This is a genomic window from Streptomyces sp. FXJ1.172 (assembly GCF_001636945.3).
Taxonomy (GTDB): Bacteria; Actinomycetota; Actinomycetes; order Streptomycetales; family Streptomycetaceae; genus Streptomyces.
On record NZ_CP119133.2, the window covers coordinates 3,214,792 to 3,234,804 of the forward strand.

Consider the following 20,013-nt stretch of genomic DNA (forward strand, 5'->3'; position numbering starts at 1 on the left):
AGTGCAACCTGGTGGTTAGCGCTGCCTCGGCGTACGCTTTCCGTCATGACCGCCACCACCCACGACCTCGACGACCTCGCCTACGACGTCTTCGCCAAGGCCTGCCCCTCACGCGGAACGCTGGAGCATGTCACGGGCCGCTGGGGCGGGCTGACGCTCGGCGCGCTGTACGAGGGATCGCTGCGCTTCAACGAACTGCGCCGCCGGGTCGACGGGGTGAGCGAGAAGATGCTGTCCCAGACGCTGCACGCGCTGGAGCGCGACGGCCTGGTGCACCGCGAGGCACAGCCGACGAACCCGCCGCGCGTGGACTACGAACTGACGCCCCTGGGCCGCCGGGTCGCCGAGCGCCTGCTCGCCCTCATCCACTGCGTGGAGGGCTCGATGGACGACGTGCTGGCGGCCCGTGCGCGTTACGACGAGACGCGCGGCGCCCTCTGACACTTCGGGCAGAAGTAGCTGGACCGGTTCATCCAGGGGCGGCGGCGGATCGGCGTACCGCACCGCTTGCAGGGCTCGCCCTCGCGGCCGTACGCGTCCAGGGACCGGTCGAAGTAGCCCGACTCGCCGTTGACGTTGACGTACAGGCTGTCGAAGCTGGTGCCGCCGACAGCGAGGGCCGCGTTCATCACGTCCCGGATGTGGCGAAGCAGTTCGGTGGTGGCCGGGCGGGTGAAGTTCGCGGTCGGGCGCTCGTAGTGGATGCGGGCGCGCCACAGCGCCTCGTCCGCGTAGATGTTGCCGACCCCGCTGATCAGCGACTGGTCCAGCAGGGCCCGCTTGATGGTGGTGCGCTTGCGGCGCAGCGCCTGGTGGAAGGCCTCGTCGTCGAACAGCGGATCGAGGGGGTCACGGGCGATGTGCGCGATGACGTCGGGCAGGCCGCCCGGGGTGTTGTCGTGCAACGACAGCCCGCCGAAGGTGCGTTGGTCGACGAAACGGAGTTCGGTGCCGAGGGAGTCGGCGAACCGGACGCGGATGCGCAGGTGCTTCTCGTCCGGCGCCTCGTGCGGCTGCACCAGCAGCTGGCCGCTCATGCCGAGATGGGCGAGGACGGACTGGTCGGTCTCCTCCAGCGGCAGCCACAGGTACTTGCCGCGGCGGCTGGGGGTGCCGATGTGACGGCCCTTGAGGCGGTGCGCGAAGTCGTCGGCGCCCGCGATGTGCCGGCGTACGGCGCGCGGATGCAGCACCTCGACCTCGGCGACGGTGCGATGGGCGACCCAGCGCGCAAGGCCGCGCCGGACGACCTCGACCTCGGGCAACTCGGGCATCGGGACCCCCGTACAGAACCGGTCGTACACAGCGGTGGACGAGCCGAGCGCCCGCCCCGCCGTCAGTGGCGGGGCGGGCGCTCGGTACTGCTGTGGATCAGGCGGGCGCGGACGACGCCTCGCCGTCCGCGGCGGCTTCCTCTGCGGCCTTGGCCGCCTTGGCGCGCTCGTCCGCCGCGGCCCGGATGGACCGCCAGGCGGACTCGGCGGCCTGCTGCTCCGCCTCCTTCTTGCTGCGGCCGGTGCCGGTGCCGTACGAGACGCCTCCGACGCGGGCGGCAGCAGTGAAGGTCTTCTCGTGGTCGGGGCCGGTCTCCGTGACCAGGTACTCGGGCACGCCGAGCCCCTCGATCGCGGTCAGCTCCTGGAGACTGGTCTTCCAGTCCAGGCCGGCACCGAGGTTGGAGGACTTCTCGATCAGCGGGTCGAAGAGCCGGTGCACCAGCTCGGACGCCGCGTCGAGGCCCTGGTCGAGATAGACCGCACCGATCACCGCTTCCAGGGTGTCGGCGAGAATGGACGCCTTGTCCCGGCCTCCTGTGCCCTCTTCACCACGGCCGAGCCGGATGAAGGCGCCCAGGTCAAGGCCTCGGCCGACCTCCGCCAGCGCACGCGAGTTGACCACCGCGGCCCGCAGTTTGGCCAGCTGGCCTTCGGGCAGGTCGGGGTGGGTTCGGTACAGCGTGTCCGTGACGACGAGGCCGAGCACGGAGTCCCCGAGGAACTCCAGCCGCTCGTTCGTCGGCAGACCGCCGTTCTCGTACGCGTAGGAACGGTGGGTCAGCGCGCGTACCAGAAGGGCGGACTCGACCTGGTAGCCGAGCCGCCCTTCCAGAAGCGTGTGGGACGAGGCCTGGTTGTCCGCTGAGTTCTTCTTCGGCGTGGACACAGTGCCTCTCACCAGCCGCTCAGACCTCGAGGACCTGGCGCTTGTTGTAGGTGCCGCAAGACGGGCACGCGATGTGCTGCTGCTTGGGCTCGTGGCAGCGCTCGCACGCAACCAGGGTGGGGACCGCAGCCTTCCACTGCGACCGGCGGTGGCGCGTGTTGCTGCGCGACATCTTCCGCTTCGGAACAGCCACGGCTACTTCTCCTGCTTCTCGTCGACGCCCGCTTCCGCGTCAGCGCCGCTCATCTCGTCCTTCTCGCCGTCTTCGAGTGAACCGGCGAGTCCCTGCAAAGCCGCCCAACGGATGTCGACGGCGTCGTGATGGTGGTCCGGGTCGTCCGCCAGCCGCGCTCCGCACTCGGAGCACAGGCCCGGGCAGTCTTCCTGGCACACCGGCTGCATCGGCAGTGCGAGCACCACCGCATCGCGCAGCAGAGGTTCGAGGTCGAAAAGTCCGTCCTCGAGGAAGAACCTGTCCTCGTCGTCCTCGGCGTCGTCGCCCGGTTCCGCGATCACGCGGCCCCGGTCGTCGGCGTCAGGGTACGAGAACAGTTCCTGGAAGTCCGCTTCGAGCTCCAGCCCGACCGGCTCCAGACACCTTACGCACTCCCCCTCGGCCTGTGCACGGGCGGTGCCTGTGACGAGCACCCCTTCCATGACCGACTCGAGCCGGAGTTCCAGTTCCACCGGCGCGCCTTCCGGCACTGCGATGACCCCCTGGATGCCGAGATCCGCGGGAGCGTCGATCGTGCGGGTCAGGCGCTGCAGCGCGCCAGGACGCCGCCCCAGCTCGTGTGTGTCGAACACGAGAGGGTTGCGGTGGTCGAGGCGGGCGTTGGGAGCCATTCCTGCTTTCGATCTTCGAACTCGAAGGGACGCCGCCCGTCGGTGTTCCGGGCAGCGGTGATCGCGGGCATACGCGCGACCGAAGAGCCAGGATACTGGACCTTTCGCTCTCGGCCCAATCCGGTGGTCGGGCGCGGTGTCCCCCGCCCGCCGCGGCCCCGGCCCCGCCCGCTACAGGCCCCGGCCCTGTTCGTACGCCCTCAGCTGCTCCGCGCTGATCATGCTGGTGTCGAAGAGGCTGGTCTCGTCGAGGGCGTAGCCCTGCTGCGCCGGGATCTGCGCAGACTGCTGCTGGGGGTCGTAGGCGGCCTGCTGGGCGTCGTAGGAGCCCGGGTAGGCGTAGGGGTCGGCCTGCTGGTAGCCGTAGGCGTCCTGCTGGCCGCCGTAGCCGGGCTGCTGCGGGAAGCCCGCGTACGGGTCCGGCTGCTGCTGGTAGCCGTAGGCCGGCTGCGGTTCGTACACCGGCTGCTGCGGCTGCGGCTGCTGCGCCGGCCGGTCCGGGCGCTCCGCCGGGGCGTCCTGCTCGGCGAGGGCCGCGAGGTCGGCGAGGTAGTCGGCGTCGCTGGAGTGCTGGAAGGTCGTGGTGTCGTCGGCGAGGGCGCCGAGGTCGTCCGTGGCGATCCGGCCGTGCAGCTTCTGCCGGCCGCGGCCGACGGCCTCCAGGGTCTTGGCGAGGACCGCCTCGAAGGCGCCCAGCTTGGCGTCTACGTAGGCGTCGGCGTTGTGCCGCAGGGTCTGCGGGTCCTGGCTGCGCTCGGGGGCGTCCTCGTCCTCGTAGCCGTTCTCGTCCAGGCCGGGGCCGGTGCCGAGCAGCTTCTCGCGGCCGCGGCCGACCGAGCCGAGGGTCTTGGTGAGGACGACCTCGAAGTTGGCGAGCTTGGAGTCGACGTAGTCGTCCGCCTCGGCGCGGACCTCCTCGGCCTCCTGGCGGGCCTCGGCGAGGATCCGGTCGGCCTCGTTCTGGGAGCGGCGGGCGATCTCGGTGTCGGAGATCAGCGAGCCGCGCTCGGCGTGCGCGCTCTCGATGATCCGCTCGGCCTCCTGCCGGGCCTGCTCGACCATCTGCTCACGGCCGCCGATCAGCTCCTGCGCCTGCGCGAGTGAGCCGGGCAGGGCCTGGCGCACCTCTTCCAGCATCGCGAGCAGCTCGGCGCGGTTGATCACGCACGAGGCCGACATGGGCATGGCCCGGGCGCCGGCGACCGCGGAGACGATCTCGTCGAGCTTCTTCTGCACGTCCACCTGTGCTCGCCACTCTCTACAGCCGGGTTGGAGACGGACGGGACGACTGTAGCCCCATCAGTCCTTGCGCAGGCGCTTGTTCAGGGCCTCGAGCACCGGCGCGGGCACCAGGTGGGAGACGTCGCCGCCCCAGGCCGCGACCTCCTTCACCAGCGAGGAGGAGAGGAAGCTGTAGGTGGGGTTGGTGGGCACGAAGAGCGTCTCGACGCCGGTGAGGCCGATGTTCATCTGGGCCATCTGCAGCTCGTAGTCGAAGTCGCTGACGGCCCGCAGGCCCTTGACGATGGCGGGGATGTCGCGCTGCTTGCAGAAGTCGACGAGGAGGCCGTGGAAGGCCTCGACCCGGACGTTGGCGTACTCGGCGGTGACCTCGCGGATCAGCTCGATCCGCTCCTCGATCTCGAACAGGCCCTTCTTGGACTTGTTGATCATCACCGCGACGTAGACCTCGTCGTAGAGACGGGAGGCCCGGGCGATGATGTCGAGGTGTCCGTTGGTGATGGGGTCGAACGACCCGGGACAGACGGCGCGGCGCACTTGTGATCCCTCGCTCTCCGGTCCGGTCATCGTGCGTCTTCGCACGTAGAGGCGGCGCGACCGTACCAAAACGTTCCCTCGCCGTAGCGACGGGACCTCAGTGGTGCGAAGCCGTCGGGCCAGTGGAATTCACCGCCTCTGGTGCTGCGCTCCACGGTGACGAGGGCTTCCTCGGCGAGCCAGCCTTCCGAGCGGAGTGTGAGCAGAATCTCGCGAAGATCGTCGTCCGTGACGGCGTACGGAGGGTCGAGGAAGACGAGGTCGTACGGCTCGGCGGGCGGTGCGGTTCTGATGACTTGTTCCGCTTTGCCCGCTCGCACCTCGGCGCCGGGGAGAGCGAGGTTCTTCACGTTGTCGCGGACCGTCCTCGCCGCGCGGGCGTCGGCCTCGACCAGGAGCGTGTGGCTCGCGCCCCGGGACAGGGCCTCCAGACCCACGGCGCCCGAGCCGGCGTAGAGGTCGAGGACCCGTTCGCCGTCCAGGGGGCCGCCGAGGAGTGACTGCCAGGTGGAGAAGAGGCCCTCGCGTGCGCGGTCCGATGTCGGCCGGGTTCCGGTGCCGGGAGGTACCGACAGGCGCCGTCCGCCGGCCCTGCCGGCGATCACGCGGGTCATGTGGGGTCCTTCTTCGTGGGCGGCTTTACGGTTCATTGTGGCCGGTCGCGCCCGCGCGGCGACAGCCGCATCCCCGCGCCCCCGGGTACGACACCCCCTAACCCTTTTCCAGGTACTGCTCCCGCTCCTCGTCCAGCAGGGCGTCCAGAGCCGTACGAAGGCCCGGCAGACGCTCCAGCTCCGGATCCGCCGTCACCACCGCCGTCGCCTCCTGCCTCGCCTCCGCGATGACCTCCTCGTCCTCGATGACCGCCAGGACGCGCAGGCTGGTGCGGGCGCCGGACTGGGCCTGGCCGAGGACGTCGCCCTCGCGGCGCTGTTCCAGGTCGATGCGGGAGAGTTCGAAGCCGTCCAGGGTGGAGGCGACCGCGTTCAGGCGCTGGCGGGCGGCGGCGGCCTCGGGCATCTCGGTGACCAGGAGGCACAGGCCGGGGGCCGAGCCACGGCCGACGCGGCCGCGGAGCTGGTGGAGCTGGGAGACGCCGAAGCGGTCGGCGTCCATGATCACCATGGCCGTGGCGTTGGGGACGTTCACACCGACCTCGATCACGGTCGTGGCGACCAGGACGTCCGTCTCGCCGGCCGCGAAGCGGCGCATCACCGCGTCCTTGTCGTCGGGGTGCATACGGCCGTGCAGCACCTCGACCTTCAGGCCCTGCAGGGGGCCCTTGGCCAGCTGCTCGGCCACCTCCAGGACCGCGAGCGGCGGGCGTTTCTCGGCCTCGTCCTCGGGGGACTTGCGGCCGGCCTTCTTCGCGTCGGGCGCCTCGTCGACGTCGTCCCCGATGCGGGGGCAGACGACGTACGCCTGGTGGCCGCCCGCCACCTCCTCGCGGATCCGCTCCCAGGCGCGGGCGAGGAAGTGGGGCTTGTCGGCGGCCGGGACGACGTGGCTGGCGATGGGTGAGCGGCCGGCCGGGAGCTGGTCGAGGACCGAGGTCTCCAGGTCGCCGAAGACCGTCATCGCGACCGTGCGCGGGATGGGCGTCGCGGTCATGACGAGGAGGTGGGGCGGCTGCTTTCCCTTGCCGCGCAGGGCGTCGCGCTGCTCGACGCCGAAGCGGTGCTGCTCGTCCACGACGACCAGGCCGAGGTCGTGGAACTGGACCTTGTCCTCGATGAGCGCGTGGGTGCCGATGACGATGCCGGCCTCGCCGGTGACCAGGTCCAGCAGGGCCTGGCGGCGGGTGGCGGCGCCCATGGAGCCGGTGAGCAGGACGACCTTGGTGGCCTGCTCGGCACCGCCCAGCATGCCTCCCTCGGCCAGCTCGCCCATCATCTCCGTGATCGAGCGGTGGTGCTGCTGGGCGAGGACCTCGGTGGGTGCGAGCATGGCCGCCTGGCCGCCCGCGTCGACCACGGCGAGCATGGCGCGCAGGGCCACCATCGTGTTGTGGGTGACCGTGAAGTGGTCGGTGACGTAGGCATGGCTCGGGTGAGCGACGCTGATGCACTGGACGGGCTTTCGCCCCACGTACTCCACCGCACGCACGGCTCGCCGGAAGGTGTCGCCCCCGGGGCGCGGACGCATCCGCCCGGCTTTGCGGGCGAGCCTGAACGGTGCGTATGCGTCGGGCAGGGCCAGCGCGACGTCGAACGCGCCGTGCCGCGCGAGCACGTGCGCCCGGCCGCCGAGGGAGCGGACGAGCCAGGCGACGTCGTCGGCGAGCCGGCGCGAGGCCGAGCGGAGCGAGATGTCCAGGCCGTCCTCGCCGACGGTGCCCTCGGCGTCCAGAAGGCCTTGCAGCAGCGCGAGACGGTTCTTGACCGAGGTGTTCTTGAACGCGTCGGGGACGCCTGTGCTCTGCGCCGGGATCTCGTCGCCCGCGGTCGCCGGAGGCGCGTCGTGCCGCGATGATCCGTCTTCGGCGAGGCGGCCGAGACGACGACCGAGACGATACGGGTCGGCAGGCAGCCCCGCGTCGTCTCCGAGATCGACCGGCACGGCCGCCGGGAGGTACCACTTCGGGGAACCGTCGGCTTCAAGGGTGTCCGTCCGGATGTCCCGGGTCGTCATGACCTTGGGGTCCTGGCCGCGGCGCCACCCCTCGCTCGTGGCGACGATCCAGAGATGCTCTTCGTCGGACTCGACGGCGCTTCCGTCGCACAGGACCATCCGCCAGACCTCACGCTCCCCTTGCGGGAAGACGCCGTCGATCACCGCGATCCCGCCGTCCGGCACGACCACCTCGTCCCCCACCCGCACGTCCCCCATGCGACGGAAGCCGGCCGGGGTGAGGACGAGCGAGTCGAGCGGCTGGGCCTTGCCCGAACCCACCTCTCCCTGCAGGAGCCGGTGCATCGGGTGCTCCGTGGCGAGGTCGTCGAAGATCTCCCGGGAGACCTTGCGCTGGCCCTCGGTGAGGGTGAAGGGGAGGCGGTCGTCGAAGGCCGTGAGGAGGCCGTCGGCCTTCGGCCGGCGCGCCACGGCCGGGAGCACGGCGTCCGCGTGCCGGCGGCGGGCCAGGGCCACCTGGAGGACGAAGGCCTCGTCCCACTTCAGGCGGGCGCGGGCGTCGGCGATGTCCGCCTTGGTGTGCGGGCGGTGGATCTTGAGCAGGGCCTCGGGGAGCGGGACCAGGCCGCGGCCCTCGCGCAGGGCGGGCGGCAGCGGGTCGAGGGCTTCCTGGGCGGTGGGCAGCACCGTCTGGACCGCCTTGCCGATCTTCCAGGACTCCAGCTTGGCGGTGGCCGGGTAGATGGGGATCAGCGCGCCGGCCCAGGCCTCGACGGTCTCGTCGCCGTCCCCCTTCAGCAACTCGTAGGCGGGATGGGCGAGTTGGAGGCGGCGGTTGAAGACGGAGACCTTGCCGGCGAACATCGCGCGCGTGCCCGGCAGCAGCTCCTTGTGGGGCTTGTGGACGCCGTTGCCGAAGAAGACCAGCTGGAGCCGGCCGCTGCCGTCGGTGATCGTGACCTCGAGGCGCTGGCCCTTGCCGCGCGGGGCCTTGGCGGAGGCGAAGGTGTGCAGGCGGGCGTCGGCGACCTGGGCGACCACCGTGACGTGCTCGTCCATGGGGAGGTCGGCGAGGTGGGTGAGCTGGCCGCGCTCCTCGTATCTGCGCGGGTAGTGGTGCAGGAGGTCGCCGACGGTGTGCAGGCCGAGGTGCTCGGCCATCACCTTCGCGGTGGCGGGGCCGAGCACTGACTTCAGGGGCTGCTTCAGTGGTTCTTCCAGTGCGGGCACGAGATCCATTGCACACCACGGCACTGACAATGCCGTAGCGCCGCTCTGCGGATGCGCCGCACCCGCTGCCCTGCGGATTCGTCCCGAGGTGGCGTCAAGATCCGGGAAACTCCTGGTCAGGTGGGCTGATCCGGCTCTAGGATGGCGCGCTCCAGCCATCCTTTCCGCGGTCACCGCCCCCTCCGGGACCGCCCGACCCCGCGCCGCACGCGCTCCCCCCTGCGGCGCAGTGACGATGGACTCCCAGACCTCACAGTCATCCCAGGCATCCCAGTCACCCCATCCACCACACACGTTCCAGGTGGACCTGCGTGGCCTGGTGGACCTGCTCTCCCACCACCTCTACTCCAGCCCCAGGGTGTACCTGCGCGAGCTGCTGCAGAACGCCGTCGACGCCGTCACCGCCCGGCGGGCCGAGGAGCCGGACGCCCCGGCACTGGTCCGGCTGCACACGGCGGACGGCGGGCTGCGCATCGAGGACAGCGGCATCGGGCTCACCGAGTCGGACGTGCACGAACTGCTGGCCACCATCGGGCGCAGCTCCAAGCGGGCCGAGGGTCTGCGCGAGACGCGGTCCGGCTTCCTCGGCCAGTTCGGCATCGGCCTGCTCGCCTGCTTCGTCGTGGCCGAGCGGATCCGCGTGGTCAGCCGCAGCGCCCGTACGCCCGCCGCGCCGCCGGTCGAGTGGACGGCGCGCGACGACGGGTCGTACACCGTGCGCACGCTGGACGGCCCGGCACGGCCCGAGCCGGGCACCACCGTGTACCTGACCGCGCGCGCGGGCGCCGCCGAGTGGCTCGCGCCCGGGCGGGTCCTGACCCTGGCCCGGGACTTCGGCTCGCTGCTGCCCTACGACGTCCGGGTGGACGGGGAGCCGGTCACCGATCTGCCCGCGCCGTGGGACCGGCCCCATCCGAGTCCCGCGAGCAGAAGGGTGGCGCTGGCCCGGCACTGTCAGGAGCAGTTCGGGTTCGTGCCGCTGGACTCGGTCGACCTGGACGTGCCGCTGGCCGGGATCCGCGGGGTGGCGTACGTGCTGCCCTCCGCCGTGAGCCCGGCCCAGCGGGCGGGGCACCGGGTGCACCTGAAGGGCATGCTGCTGACCGAGCGGGCCGAACAGCTGCTGCCCGACTGGGCGTTCTTCGTGCGCTGTGTGCTGGACACCGACAGTCTGCGCCCCACGGCCTCGCGCGAGTCGCTGTACGAGGACGAGACGCTGGCCGCCGTACGGGACGCGCTGGGGATGCGGATCCGGTCCTGGCTGACCGGGCTCGCCGCCGGCGATCCGGAGCGGCTGCGGGCCTTCCTCGCCGTGCACCACCTCGGTGTGAAGTCCCTCGCCCGGCACGACGGCGAGATGCTGCGCACGATGCTGCCGTGGCTGCCGTTCGAGACGACCGACGGGCAGCTGTCCCTGGAGGAGTTCGCGCAGCGCCACCCGGTGGTGCACTTCACGCGGACCGTCGAGGAGTACCGGCAGGTCGCGCCGATCGCCTCCGCGCAGGGCATCGGTGTGGTCAACGGCGGTTACACGTACGACAGCGAGCTGGTCGAGGCGCTGCCGTCGGTGCGGCCGGGGACGGCGGTCGCCGAGCTGGACGCGGACACGGTGACCGCGCACCTGGACGCGGTGGACCCGGCCGAGGAACTGGCCCTGTCGGGCTTCCTCGCGGCCGCGCGGGCGAAGCTGGACCCGCTGGGCTGTGACGTCGTCCTGCGGGCCTTCCACCCGCTGTCGGTGCCCGCGCTGCACCTGGACGACCGGGCCGCCCGGCACGAGCAGGCGCGCGCGGCGGCCGAGGAGCGGGCCGACGACCTGTGGGCGGGCATCCTGGGCTCGCTGCGCGGCAGCGCCCCGCGCGCGCGTCTGGTGCTCAACCACCTCAACCCGCTGGTGCGCAGGATCGGTTCGCTGGCGGACCCGGAGCTGATCGGCACCGCCACCGAGTCGCTGTACGGGCAGGCCCTGCTGATGGCGCAGCGCCCGCTGCGGCCGGCCGACTCGGCGCTGCTCAACCGGGCGTTCATCGGCCTGCTGGAGTGGGCCACACACGGCGGGTCCACGCAAGGGGAGAACGGTCGCTGATGGGTGACGTCACGGACTTCGACGCGCTGCGCCGGGCGATGGCGGAGAACGCCGAACAGCCGGAGGGGCCCGCCCGCAACGCGCGCGCGGAGCAACTCCTCGCCGACGCCGAGCGGCTGGACGTACCGCTCGCCGTGATCGAGGCGCTCGGGCACCAGCTGAAGGTCTACAACTACAGTTCCGAGAAGGACAAGATGTTCGTCCCGTTCGCGCGGCTGCTGCGCATGTGGGACGAACGGCCCGAGGACTTCGACGCCTACGAGACGCACTCGCTGCACTGGGTCTTCAAGTGGATGTCGGCGGGCATGCTGGACCAGCCGCACGTCCCGCTCGCCTCGATCGAGAAGTGGCTCGCCGAGATGGCGCACCGCTACCGGCTCGCCGGGCACTCGGAACGGGCCGTGCGCAGTGCCGAGTTCAGCGTGGCCGCGCACATCGGCGACCACGCGCGCGCGAAGCGGGCGTACGCCGCGTGGCTGGCCGCCGACCGGGACGAGATGGCCGACTGCCACGCGTGCGAGCTGCACGGGCAGGGCGACTGGCAGGTCACGCTCGGCCGGGACGCGGAGGCGCTCGAGCTGTGGCGGCCGGTGCTGGAGGGCGAGTTCGCCTGCGCGCACGAGCCGCACACCGTGCTGGCGTCCTCGCTGGCCCCGCTGCTGCGCCTGGGCCGGGCGGACGAGGCCCGCGCGAACCATCTGCGCGGCTTCCGGCTGGTGCGGCCGATGGAGAGCATGCGCGGCGCGTACGCCGACCATGTGGAGTTCTGCGCACTGACCGGCAACGAGGCGCGCGGCCTGGAGCTGCTCGCCGAGCGGCCGGCGTACTTCACGGACGCCGGGCATCCGCGCAGCCGGCTCGACTTCATGGCCGTGGTGACCCTGCTGATGGACCGGCTGACCGAACTGGGCCTCGGCTCCCGGCGGGTGCCGGGGCCGGCCGGGCGGACCTGGACGGCACGCGAACTCGCCGTCCACGCGCGCGCCGAGACCCTCGAACTGGCCGAGCGGTTCGACCGGCGCAACGGCACGTCGTACGCCGGCGACCGGGCACGCGCGCGTATGGACCAGCGGCCGCTTCTCGACCGCCTGCCGCTGGGCGTGCGTACGGCGCGCACCGCACCGGCGCCGGCGGCCCCGCCCCCGGCGCCCGAGATCCGCGCCGCATCCGGCCTGGCCACCCTGCTCGCCGAGGCACGGCGGCTGTCGGAGACCCTGCAGCCGCACGCGCTCCAGGCGTGGGCGGCCGTGGCACAGGCCGCGCAGGACGCGGAGCTGGAGCCGCGCGACCGCGCGGAGATCACCGACCACGAGGCCATGGCCCGCGGCCCCGAGGGCATCGAGCTGTTCGAACGGGCCGCGGCGCTGTACGCGGAGGCGGGCGACGTCGGCGAGGCGCTGGCTGCACGCGCGCGCGGGGCGTACGTCCGCGCGCTGACGGGCGAGGTGGACACGGCCCTGGCCATGGTCACGGGCCTCTACGACGAGATCCTCGCCCTGTACGCCGACGAGGGCACCGGGGTGCGGCAGACCGCCTCGGTGGTGATGAGCCGGGCCCGCATCCTGATGCGCCGGGTGCACGAGGGGGCGGTGCTCGAGGGTGCTGCGGCGGCCCAGGAGGCGAGCCCTGCGGAACCGGTGCCGGGCGGGGTGGGCCCGGGAGATCGGACGGAGGCTGCCGGGCGGGCCGAGCGCGCCGTGCGTGAGGTGCTCGCTCTCGTCGACGGCCGGTGCTCGGACGATGTGCGGCTGGCGGCCCGGGCCGCGGAGGCACGGGCGATGCTCGCCGAGCTGGCGGCGCTGCGCGGGGACGCCGGACGGGCCGCGGAGCTGTTCCGGCGGGCGGCCAGCGACTACGTCGACGCGGGGCTCGGGTGGTTCGCCGTGGAGTACGAGGTGCAGGTCGCGGCGCTGGCCCATCAGGCCGGTGACCTGGCCGGGGCCGAGCAGGCACTGCGCTGCGCCCTGGAGTACGGCGGCCCGTACGTGGAACCGGTCGGGCGGGCCCAGCTGCATCTGCAGCTCGCCGAGGTGATCGGCGGCCGGGGCGAGCCCGCCGAGGCCGCCGAGCACGCCCTGCAGGCCGCCCACTGGGCCGACGAGGCGGGTGAGAGCGGCACGCTGGGCGCCTGGGCCCGGCAGCAGCTGGGCGGCCTCCTGCTGCGCCAGGGCCGCTGCGCGGAGGCCGCGGAGGTGCTGGAGTCGGCCCTGGCCGACCTGTCCGTCCAAGCGCACGGCGACGGGGCCGTGGTCCAGGCGCTGTGGTGGCTCGGCGACTGCCTGGGCGAGCTGGACGATCACCGGGCGGCCGCGGAGCGCCGGCTGCAGGCGGCCGAGATCGCCCGGCACTGGCCCGAGCAGCAGGACCACGCCACGCTCGCCCACCTCGCCGCCGAGTCCCTGGGCCACGCCGGTATGCCGGCGGAGGCGGAGCAGGCCTACGCGCGCGCGGGCGAGCTGTGGCGGGCGCTGGGCAATCCGCACTTCCTCGTCCGCTCGCTGCGCGCCCGCGCGTGGCTGGCGCTGCGCGGCGAGGCCGGCACGGAGGGCGCCCGGGACCTGATGGCACAGGCGGTGCGCACCTGCGAGGACGCCCTGCGTGCCGCGGCGGACCCGTCGGCCCGGGAGCAGCTCACGGCCGAACTGGGCGCCACCCACCGCCAGTTCGGCGATCTGCTGGCCCGCTCGGCGACCGAGGACGCCGAGGAGGCCGAGGACGGTGTGATCCGGGCCGCGTTCGAGGCGGCGCTGGTCCAGATGGACCGGGCGGTCGCGCTGTTCGGCTCACTGGGCGCGGACGGGCTGCACGGCCGTACCGGCGCCGAACTCGCCGCGGGCTGGCTGGAGGCCGACCTCGGCCGGCCCGCCGGGGCGGCCGCACGCGCGCGTGCCGTGCTCGCGGCCTACGAGGACGCCGGCGACGAGGACGCGACCGTACGGGAGCGGCGGGCGGAGGCCGCCCAGATGCTCGAGCCGGACCAGTGAGCCCCGCCCGCGCCCCCGGCTCTCACTGTCCCGGCTCCCGCTCCCCGGCCCTCACTCGACGCCGATGAGCAGCAGCGCGCCCTGCCGGCCGCCCCGGTACACCACCGTGTCCACGGCCAGGTAGGACTCCCGGACCCGGGCCTCCAGATGCTCGGCGACGGCTCCGGGGGCCTCGTCGCCGACGACGAGGGTGACCAGTTCGCCGCCGGCCTGGAGCATGCGGTCCAGGACGGCGGTGGCGGTGACGGTGACGTCGGGGCCGATCACCGCCACGTCGCCGTCGATCAGGCCGAGGACGTCCCCGGCCTGGCAGATACCCGCCGTCGTCCAGGACTGGGCCTCGGCGACGACGACCTCGGCGTACCGGGTGGCACCCGCCGCCGAGGTCATCTGGACGACGTCCTCGTCGAACCGCCGCCCGGACTCGTGCACGGCGAGCACGGCGATGCCCTGGACCGCCGAGCGGGTCGGGATCAGGGCCACCCGGATGCCCTCGGAACGGGCCTGCTCGGCGGCCGCGGCAGCCGTGTGGCGCAGTTCGGCGTCGTTCGGCAGCAGGACGACCTCGCGCGCGTGGGCCCGTCGCAGCGCCTGCACCAGTTCCCCGCTGGCGGGCGGCTCCCCGGGGCGCGCGAGGACGGTGGTGGCGCCGGCCTCGGCGTACAGCCCGGCCAGGCCCTCGCCGGGTACGACGGCGACGACGGCCCGCTGGACGCGCTCGCGCGGCGCCCGCGCACGCCCGGCGTGCACGTCCCCGAGCCCGAAGTGCGTGATCCGGATCCGGTACGGCCGCCCGGCCTCCACGCCCGCCTCCACGGCGGCGCCCGCGTCGTCGACGTGCACATGGACGTTCCACAGCCCGTCCCCGCCGACGACGACCAGGGAGTCACCGAGGACGTCGAGCCGTTCCCGGAGCCGGTGCACGGCCGTGTCGTCGGCCTCCAGGAGATAGATCACCTCGTAGGCCGGCCCGTCGGTGCCCGCCGCGTCGGCACAGGGCCCGGCGTCGGAAACGGCTCCCACGCGCGCGTGCGCCCAGGGATCGGAGACGGCCGCTGCACGCGCGTGCCCCTCGGACACGGTGCCCGGGGCCCTCGGGTTCTCCCGCACAGCCTCCCGTACCGCCTCCCCCGTGAACGCCTCCACCAAGGCCCCCAGCACCGCCACGAGGCCGCGTCCGCCCGCGTCGACCACCCCGGCCCTGCCCAGCACCTCCAGCTGGCCCGGAGTGGCCGCCAGGGCCGCCCGCGCGCCCTCGTAGGCCGCCCGCGCCACCGCCGCGCAGTCGCCCTCGGCCCCCTCGGCGGCCTCCGCCGCGGCCGAGGCGACCGTCAGCACCGTGCCCTCGACGGGGTGGGCCACGGCCTCGCGGGCGGAGTCGGCGGCCCGGCGCAGCGCCAGCCGCAGCCCGGACCCGTCGATGTGAGACGCCCCACCGCCCTGCGAGAGCACCTGGGCCATGCCGCGCAGCAGCTGCGCGAGGATCGTCCCGGAGTTGCCCCGGGCCCCGATGAGCGCCCCGTGGGCCATCGCGTGCACGGCGTCCGCGAGGGACGGCTCGGCGGAGCCCGTCTCGTACCCGGCGAACACGGCCTCCACGGCCGTCGCCGCCGATTCCAGGGTGAGGTACAGGTTCGTGCCGGTGTCCCCGTCGGCCACCGGATAGACGTTGATCGCGTCGATCTCCTCGCGGGCGCGCCCCAGCGCGCCGAGCGCCAGACCGCACCAGGTGCGCACCGCGAGAGCATCGAAGAATGTCTGCGGCACCTGCGCCACCTGCGCCTCCCTGAGCCGGCCGTACGTGGGACGCAGCGTAGACCCCGAGCGGGTGTCCACCGGAAGAGGGCCGGGAGCGGGGCCCTGAGCTGCCATGGTAGTTTCGTTGTACGGACGCAGTCGTTGTATGCTGCTCCGGTTGCCCGATCCCGATCGGGCCGTTCCCCTGGCACCGCCACTCAGATCTCAGGTACTAAGATCTCGATCCCGGCATGCCGGGATTATCCGTAAGTGCATCTGAAGTCTTTGGAGTGACCCGTGGCTGCCAACTGCGACGTCTGCGGCAAGGGGCCGGGCTTCGGCAACAACATCTCGCACTCGCACCGCCGTACGTCCCGCCGCTGGAACCCGAACATCCAGCGTGTGCGTACCGTGGTCGGCGGGACGCCGAAGCGCGTGAACGCCTGCACCTCGTGCATCAAGGCCGGCAAGGTCTCGCGCTGACGCCAACAGCTGAGCGCGCGGCCACTGCTGGTTCGCTGCACTGAGCCGGTCCACCTCCGGGTGGGCCGGCTTTTTGCCGTACCGCAAGATCACCGAGGTGACCTGAACCGCCAGCCGTGATCCACCGGCCCGATCCCCGCCCCCAGCGCGAACCCGGCCGCGATGGCCCCTGTGACGTACTCCTTGGCCGCCGCGACGGCCTCCGGCACGCTCTGCCCCTTCGCCAGCCCCGACGCGATCGCGGAGGCCAGCGTGCAGCCCGTGCCGTGCGTGTGCCGGTTGTCGTGGCGCGGGGCCCGCAGCCAGTGCTCCGCCGAGCCGTCCGTCAGCAGGTCCACTGCCTCGTTCCCGCCCGCCAGATGCCCGCCCTTGATCAGCACCCAGCGCGGCCCGTGCTCCAGCACGGCCTCCGCGGCCCGTCGCAGATCGTCCTCCGACTCGACGTGGACCCCCGTGAGTTGGGCCACCTCGTCGAGGTTCGGGGTCGCCACGGTCGCCGCCGGCAGCAGTTTCCGCCGTACGGAATCCAGCGCGGAGGCGGCCAGCAGCGGATCGCCGTGCTTGGAGACGCCGACCGGGTCCACCACGGCCGGGGCGTCCGTGCCGGAGATCAACTCGGCGACCGCCTCGACCAGTTCCGCCGAGGCCAGCATGCCGGTCTTCACGGCCTGGACGCCGATGTCGTCCACGACGCTGCGGTACTGGGCCCGTACGGCCTCCACGGGCAGTTCCCAGGCCCCCTGGACGCCCAGGGAGTTCTGTGCGGTCACGGCCGTGATCACACTCATCCCGTGCACGCCGAGCGCCAGCATCGTCTTCAGGTCGGCCTGGATGCCCGCCCCGCCGCCGGAGTCGGAGCCGGCCACCGTCAGTACGCGCGCGGGCACACCCGGCGCACTCATGACTCGATGTCCCCGAAGTGGTCCCAGCCGCCCTTGCTGGTCCAGGGCGCCCCGTCGACGGTCACCTGGGGCAGCGCGGAGGGGTTGAGGACCTCACCGATGACCTTCCAGCGGGCCGGGAGCTTGGCGTCCGACGGGAAGGTCGCCACGATCGCGTGGTCCTCTCCCCCGGTCAGCACCCACTGCAGCGGGTCCACGCCGACGGCCTGGCCGATGTCGTTCATCTGGGTCGGGATGTCGATCGCGCCGGAACGGATGTCGATGCGGACCTTGCTGGCCTCGGCGATGTGCCCGAGGTCGGCGATCAGGCCGTCGCTCACGTCGCACATCGCGGTCGCGCCGAGCGCGGCGGCGGCCGGACCCGCGTGGTACGGCGGTTCGGGACGGCGGTGGGCCTCGACGAAGGCGCGCGGCGAGCGGAAGCCCCGGGAGAGGACCGCGTAGCCGGCCGCGGACCAGCCCAGCCAGCCCGTGACGGCGACCAGGTCGCCGGGCTGGGCACCCGCGCGCGTGACGGGTTCCTGGTTGCGCAGATCGCCGAGCGCGGTGATCGACACCATGATCGTGTCGCCGCGCACGACGTCCCCGCCGACCACGGAGGCGCCCGCCACCTGGCACTCGTCGCGCAGCCCGTCCATCATCTCGCTCGGCCAGGTGACCGGGAGTTCGGCCGGGACGACCAGGCCGAGCAGCAGCGCGGTCGGTACGGCGCCCATCGCGGCGATGTCGGCGAGGTTCTGTGCGGCGGCCTTGCGGCCGACGTCGTAGGCCGTGGACCAGTCGCGGCGGAAATGCCGGCCCTCCAGCAGGATGTCGGTGCTCGCCACCACGCGCCGGTCGGGTGCGGCGACCACCGCGGCGTCGTCGCCGGGGCCGATCCGGACCGCCGGGGTGGTGGTGAGGCGGGAGGTGAGCTCCCTGATGAGCCCGAACTCCCCCAGCTCACCAACAGTGCCCTTCATTTCCCTGGCTCCCCTTCTCTGCCGTGCCGTGCCCACTCGCGCGACATCAGTGTCCCCGATACGGTCGAGTTGACCGTCGTTGCGGTCAGGATGACCGTCCGTTGCGGTCGAGGACGACCGTCAACCTCCGTCGTGCCTGCACCCTGGCGCGCAAGCCCGGTTCCCGCAGGTCTCCCCGCGGGGAGCGGCGACGCGATACCGTGGCGTTCCTTTTCCCCACATGATCCTCGTGGCCGCCCTGGAGGTTCCGTGGTACAGGCGTACATCCTGATCCAGACGGAGGTCGGCAAGGCGTCGACCGTCGCCGAGACGATCAGCAAGATCCCTGGAGTGATCCAGGCCGAGGACGTGACGGGTCCGTACGATGTCATCGTGCGCGCCCAGGCCGACACGGTCGACGACCTCGGTCGCATGGTGGTCGCGAAAGTCCAGCAGGTGGACGGCATCACGCGCACCCTGACCTGTCCGGTCGTGCATCTGTAGCCCCCGTCTACGCTTGGCCGGTGAACATCTTCCGTCACCGGCCCTTCGCCCTGCTCGTGCCCGCGCTGCTGCTCGCGGTCGCGGGCTGTTCCTCGGCAGACGACAGTGCCGCGGTGGCGGTTCCCAGCCCCGACGCGAAGACGGCGCCGGTGTGCCGGGATCTGCACCGGGTGCTGCCGCAGAAGCTCGACGGACGGAGCCGCAACGATCCCGAACCCCGGTCCGCCTACACGGCGGGCTGGGGAAGCCCGGCGATCATACTGCGCTGCGGTGTCGCACGGCCGCCGAAGATGATCGACCCGAAGGTGGCCGAGGGCGGTGACCCCGACGCGATCGCGGGCGGGGTGAACGGCGTCGACTGGCTGATGGAGAAGCAGAGCGACGGCACCTGGCGGTTCACCACGGCGGGCCGCGTGGCCTATGTGCAGATCAGCCTGCCCAAGGGGATGTCCGCGCAGGACGAGGGCACGGGAGTCCTCACGGATCTCGCGCCCGCCGTGAAGAAGGCGATCCCCACGGGGATCGCCTCCATGCGCGGGTGACCGGCCGGCTCGTCAGCGAAGGCCGGTCGAGCGGCGCAGCGCCGCCTGCACCAGGCGGTCGATCAGCTCGGGGTAGCCGATGCCGCTGGCCTGCCACATCTGCGGGTACATCGAGATCGGCGTGAATCCCGGCAGGGTGTTGACCTCGTTGATCACGAACTCGCCGTCCTCGGTGAGGAAGAAGTCCGCGCGGACCAGGCCCTCGCAGGAGACCGCCTCGAAGGCCTGCACCGCCAGCTCCTGCACCCGCGCGGTCTCCTGCGCCGTCAGCGGCGCGGGGACGATGCCGGGAGTGGAGTCGATGTACTTGGCCTCGAAGTCGTAGTACGCGTGCGCGTCCGGCGGCGGGATCTCGGCCGGCACGGAGGCGCGCGGGCCGTCCTCGAACTCCAGGACGCCGCACTCGATCTCACGGCCCCGCACGGCGGCCTCGACCAGGATCTTCGGGTCGTGGGCCTGCGCGGTGGCGATCGCCTCGTCCAGGCCGGACAGGTCGTCGACCTTGGTGATGCCGATCGACGAACCCGCGCGCGCGGGCTTCACGAACAGCGGCCAGCCGTGCTCGCCGGCGAAGTCGACGATCTTCTTGCGGGCGGCGGACTCATCCTGCGCCCACTCGCGCGGCCGGATCACCATGTACGGGCCGACCTCGAGCCCGTAGGAGGTGAAGATCCGCTTCATGTACTCCTTGTCCTGGCCGACGGCCGAGGCGAGCACACCGGCGCCCACGTACGGCACCCCGGACAGCTCCAGCAGGCCCTGCAGGGTGCCGTCCTCGCCGTACGGGCCGTGCAGCACCGGGAAGACCACGTCGACCTCGCCGAGCGCCTTGGGCACGGAGCCGGGCTCGCTGTAGACGACCTCGCGGTTGGCGGGGTCGACGGGGAGCACCACGCCGCCCTCGGCCGACTCGGCCATGTCCTCGACGGCGGGCACGCGCCGGTCGGTGATGGCCATCCGCTCCGGTTCGTCGGCCGTCAGCACCCAACGGCCCTCCCGCGTGATGCCGATCGGCAGTACGTCGTACTTCGTCCGGTCGATGGCGCTCAGGACGGCGCCGGCGGTGACCATGGAGATCCCGTGTTCGGAGCTGCGCCCGCCGAACACGACGGCCACGCGCGGCTTCCGCGACGGCTGCTCAGGGCTCTGGGGAAGGTTCTCGGTGCTCATATCGCGTTGAGAGTACCCGTTGGTAGAGCCCGGATACAGCGTCGGCTCCGGCCCGCGGCGAACAAGGACGGGCGC

General features: G+C 72.5%; 18 protein-coding genes. 6 read left to right on the forward strand and 12 right to left on the reverse strand.

Features of this window, described 5'->3' with window-relative positions; translation table 11 throughout:
• Window positions 1-45 precede the first annotated feature (45 nt).
• On the forward strand, window positions 46-441 hold the full coding sequence (locus A6P39_RS14065) for a winged helix-turn-helix transcriptional regulator (RefSeq protein ID WP_067041234.1): 396 nt from the start codon (window positions 46-48) through the stop codon (window positions 439-441).
• Here the strand turns inward: A6P39_RS14065 and mutM are convergent.
• The 8 genes from mutM to A6P39_RS14105 all read right to left on the reverse strand — a co-directional run bounded on the left by mutM (window position 414) and on the right by A6P39_RS14105 (window position 8,598).
• Window positions 414-1,274, reverse strand: coding sequence for a bifunctional DNA-formamidopyrimidine glycosylase/DNA-(apurinic or apyrimidinic site) lyase (mutM, locus tag A6P39_RS14070; RefSeq protein ID WP_067041602.1), 861 nt, complete (start codon window positions 1,272-1,274; stop codon window positions 414-416). The two genes, A6P39_RS14065 and mutM, sit on opposite strands and share 28 nt — an antisense overlap.
• Before the next feature lie 97 nt (window positions 1,275-1,371).
• Window positions 1,372-2,163 carry a ribonuclease III gene (gene rnc, locus A6P39_RS14075; protein ID WP_067041231.1) on the reverse strand — a complete coding sequence of 264 codons (792 nt, stop codon included), beginning with the start codon at window positions 2,161-2,163 and terminating at the stop codon, window positions 1,372-1,374.
• A gap of 19 nt (window positions 2,164-2,182) precedes the next feature.
• A complete protein-coding gene (rpmF, locus tag A6P39_RS14080; protein WP_003951102.1) occupies window positions 2,183-2,356 on the reverse strand; it encodes a 50S ribosomal protein L32 in 174 nt (57 codons plus the stop codon).
• Window positions 2,357-2,358: 2 nt separating this feature from the next.
• A complete protein-coding gene (locus A6P39_RS14085) occupies window positions 2,359-3,009 on the reverse strand; it encodes a YceD family protein (protein ID WP_067041228.1) in 651 nt (216 codons plus the stop codon).
• A 171-nt stretch (window positions 3,010-3,180) separates the two neighbouring features.
• Window positions 3,181-4,251 carry an ATP synthase F0 subunit B gene (locus tag A6P39_RS14090; protein ID WP_067041225.1) on the reverse strand — a complete coding sequence of 357 codons (1,071 nt, stop codon included), beginning with the start codon at window positions 4,249-4,251 and terminating at the stop codon, window positions 3,181-3,183.
• A 57-nt stretch (window positions 4,252-4,308) separates the two neighbouring features.
• Window positions 4,309-4,788 (reverse strand): pantetheine-phosphate adenylyltransferase, encoded by a 480-nt coding sequence (coaD, locus tag A6P39_RS14095; protein ID WP_067041222.1) that lies wholly within the window; start codon window positions 4,786-4,788, stop codon window positions 4,309-4,311.
• A 26-nt stretch (window positions 4,789-4,814) separates the two neighbouring features.
• Complete coding sequence (rsmD, locus tag A6P39_RS14100; RefSeq protein ID WP_067041219.1) at window positions 4,815-5,402, reverse strand: 16S rRNA (guanine(966)-N(2))-methyltransferase RsmD; 588 nt, start codon at window positions 5,400-5,402, stop codon at window positions 4,815-4,817.
• Window positions 5,403-5,499: 97 nt separating this feature from the next.
• Window positions 5,500-8,598 carry a helicase-related protein gene (locus A6P39_RS14105; RefSeq protein WP_067041206.1) on the reverse strand — a complete coding sequence of 1,033 codons (3,099 nt, stop codon included), beginning with the start codon at window positions 8,596-8,598 and terminating at the stop codon, window positions 5,500-5,502.
• Between the two features lie 226 nt (window positions 8,599-8,824).
• Here A6P39_RS14105 and A6P39_RS14110 point away from each other — a divergent pair, with 226 nt between their 5' ends.
• Both A6P39_RS14110 and A6P39_RS14115 read left to right on the forward strand, forming a co-directional pair.
• On the forward strand, window positions 8,825-10,675 hold the full coding sequence (locus A6P39_RS14110; RefSeq protein WP_079133195.1) for an HSP90 family protein: 1,851 nt from the start codon (window positions 8,825-8,827) through the stop codon (window positions 10,673-10,675).
• The gene (locus A6P39_RS14115; protein WP_067041203.1) at window positions 10,675-13,659 is read left to right on the forward strand and encodes a hypothetical protein; all 2,985 of its coding nucleotides are present in this window, start codon (window positions 10,675-10,677) and stop codon (window positions 13,657-13,659) included. Before A6P39_RS14110 ends, A6P39_RS14115 begins: the two co-directional genes overlap by 1 nt.
• Before the next feature lie 51 nt (window positions 13,660-13,710).
• Here A6P39_RS14115 and A6P39_RS14120 read toward each other — a convergent pair whose 3' ends face one another.
• Window positions 13,711-15,435, reverse strand: coding sequence for a DAK2 domain-containing protein (locus tag A6P39_RS14120; protein WP_067041200.1), 1,725 nt, complete (start codon window positions 15,433-15,435; stop codon window positions 13,711-13,713).
• Between the two features lie 258 nt (window positions 15,436-15,693).
• Between A6P39_RS14120 and rpmB the strand changes: the two genes are divergently transcribed.
• A complete protein-coding gene (gene rpmB / locus A6P39_RS14125; protein WP_003993230.1) occupies window positions 15,694-15,879 on the forward strand; it encodes a 50S ribosomal protein L28 in 186 nt (61 codons plus the stop codon).
• A gap of 89 nt (window positions 15,880-15,968) precedes the next feature.
• On the opposite strand, the gene thiD is transcribed toward rpmB, so the two are convergent.
• Both thiD and A6P39_RS14135 read right to left on the reverse strand, forming a co-directional pair.
• A complete protein-coding gene (gene thiD / locus A6P39_RS14130; protein ID WP_067041198.1) occupies window positions 15,969-16,781 on the reverse strand; it encodes a bifunctional hydroxymethylpyrimidine kinase/phosphomethylpyrimidine kinase in 813 nt (270 codons plus the stop codon).
• Window positions 16,778-17,743, reverse strand: a complete 966-nt coding sequence (locus tag A6P39_RS14135; RefSeq protein WP_067041195.1) for a thiamine-phosphate kinase — start codon at window positions 17,741-17,743, stop codon at window positions 16,778-16,780. The genes thiD and A6P39_RS14135 overlap by 4 nt, the downstream gene beginning before the upstream one ends.
• 249 nt (window positions 17,744-17,992) lie before the next feature.
• Between A6P39_RS14135 and A6P39_RS14140 the strand changes: the two genes are divergently transcribed.
• Together A6P39_RS14140 and A6P39_RS14145 are read left to right on the forward strand one after the other, a co-directional pair.
• On the forward strand, window positions 17,993-18,226 hold the full coding sequence (locus A6P39_RS14140; RefSeq protein WP_003997603.1) for an Lrp/AsnC family transcriptional regulator: 234 nt from the start codon (window positions 17,993-17,995) through the stop codon (window positions 18,224-18,226).
• Window positions 18,227-18,246: 20 nt separating this feature from the next.
• Window positions 18,247-18,768: a DUF3515 domain-containing protein gene (locus A6P39_RS14145; protein ID WP_067041192.1), complete on the forward strand. Its 522-nt coding sequence runs from the start codon at window positions 18,247-18,249 to the stop codon at window positions 18,766-18,768.
• 12 nt (window positions 18,769-18,780) lie between these two features.
• Here A6P39_RS14145 and A6P39_RS14150 read toward each other — a convergent pair whose 3' ends face one another.
• A complete protein-coding gene (locus tag A6P39_RS14150; RefSeq protein ID WP_067041189.1) occupies window positions 18,781-19,938 on the reverse strand; it encodes a D-alanine--D-alanine ligase family protein in 1,158 nt (385 codons plus the stop codon).
• Window positions 19,939-20,013: the final 75 nt, after the last annotated feature.

Excerpts from the sequence above, each read along its gene's own strand:
- A6P39_RS14065 (WP_067041234.1), top strand. The coding sequence starts at position 46 with ATGACCGCCACCACCCACGACCTCGACGACCTCGCCTACGACGTCTTC.
- A6P39_RS14150 (WP_067041189.1), bottom strand. The coding sequence starts at position 19,938 with ATGAGCACCGAGAACCTTCCCCAGAGCCCTGAGCAGCCGTCGCGGAAG.
- A6P39_RS14110 (WP_079133195.1), top strand. The coding sequence starts at position 8,825 with ATGGACTCCCAGACCTCACAGTCATCCCAGGCATCCCAGTCACCCCAT.
- thiD (WP_067041198.1), bottom strand. The coding sequence starts at position 16,781 with ATGAGTGCGCCGGGTGTGCCCGCGCGCGTACTGACGGTGGCCGGCTCC.
- A6P39_RS14115 (WP_067041203.1), top strand. The coding sequence starts at position 10,675 with ATGGGTGACGTCACGGACTTCGACGCGCTGCGCCGGGCGATGGCGGAG.
- A6P39_RS14105 (WP_067041206.1), bottom strand. The coding sequence starts at position 8,598 with ATGGATCTCGTGCCCGCACTGGAAGAACCACTGAAGCAGCCCCTGAAG.
- rsmD (WP_067041219.1), bottom strand. The coding sequence starts at position 5,402 with ATGACCCGCGTGATCGCCGGCAGGGCCGGCGGACGGCGCCTGTCGGTA.
- A6P39_RS14135 (WP_067041195.1), bottom strand. The coding sequence starts at position 17,743 with ATGAAGGGCACTGTTGGTGAGCTGGGGGAGTTCGGGCTCATCAGGGAG.
- A6P39_RS14085 (WP_067041228.1), bottom strand. The coding sequence starts at position 3,009 with ATGGCTCCCAACGCCCGCCTCGACCACCGCAACCCTCTCGTGTTCGAC.
- mutM (WP_067041602.1), bottom strand. The coding sequence starts at position 1,274 with ATGCCCGAGTTGCCCGAGGTCGAGGTCGTCCGGCGCGGCCTTGCGCGC.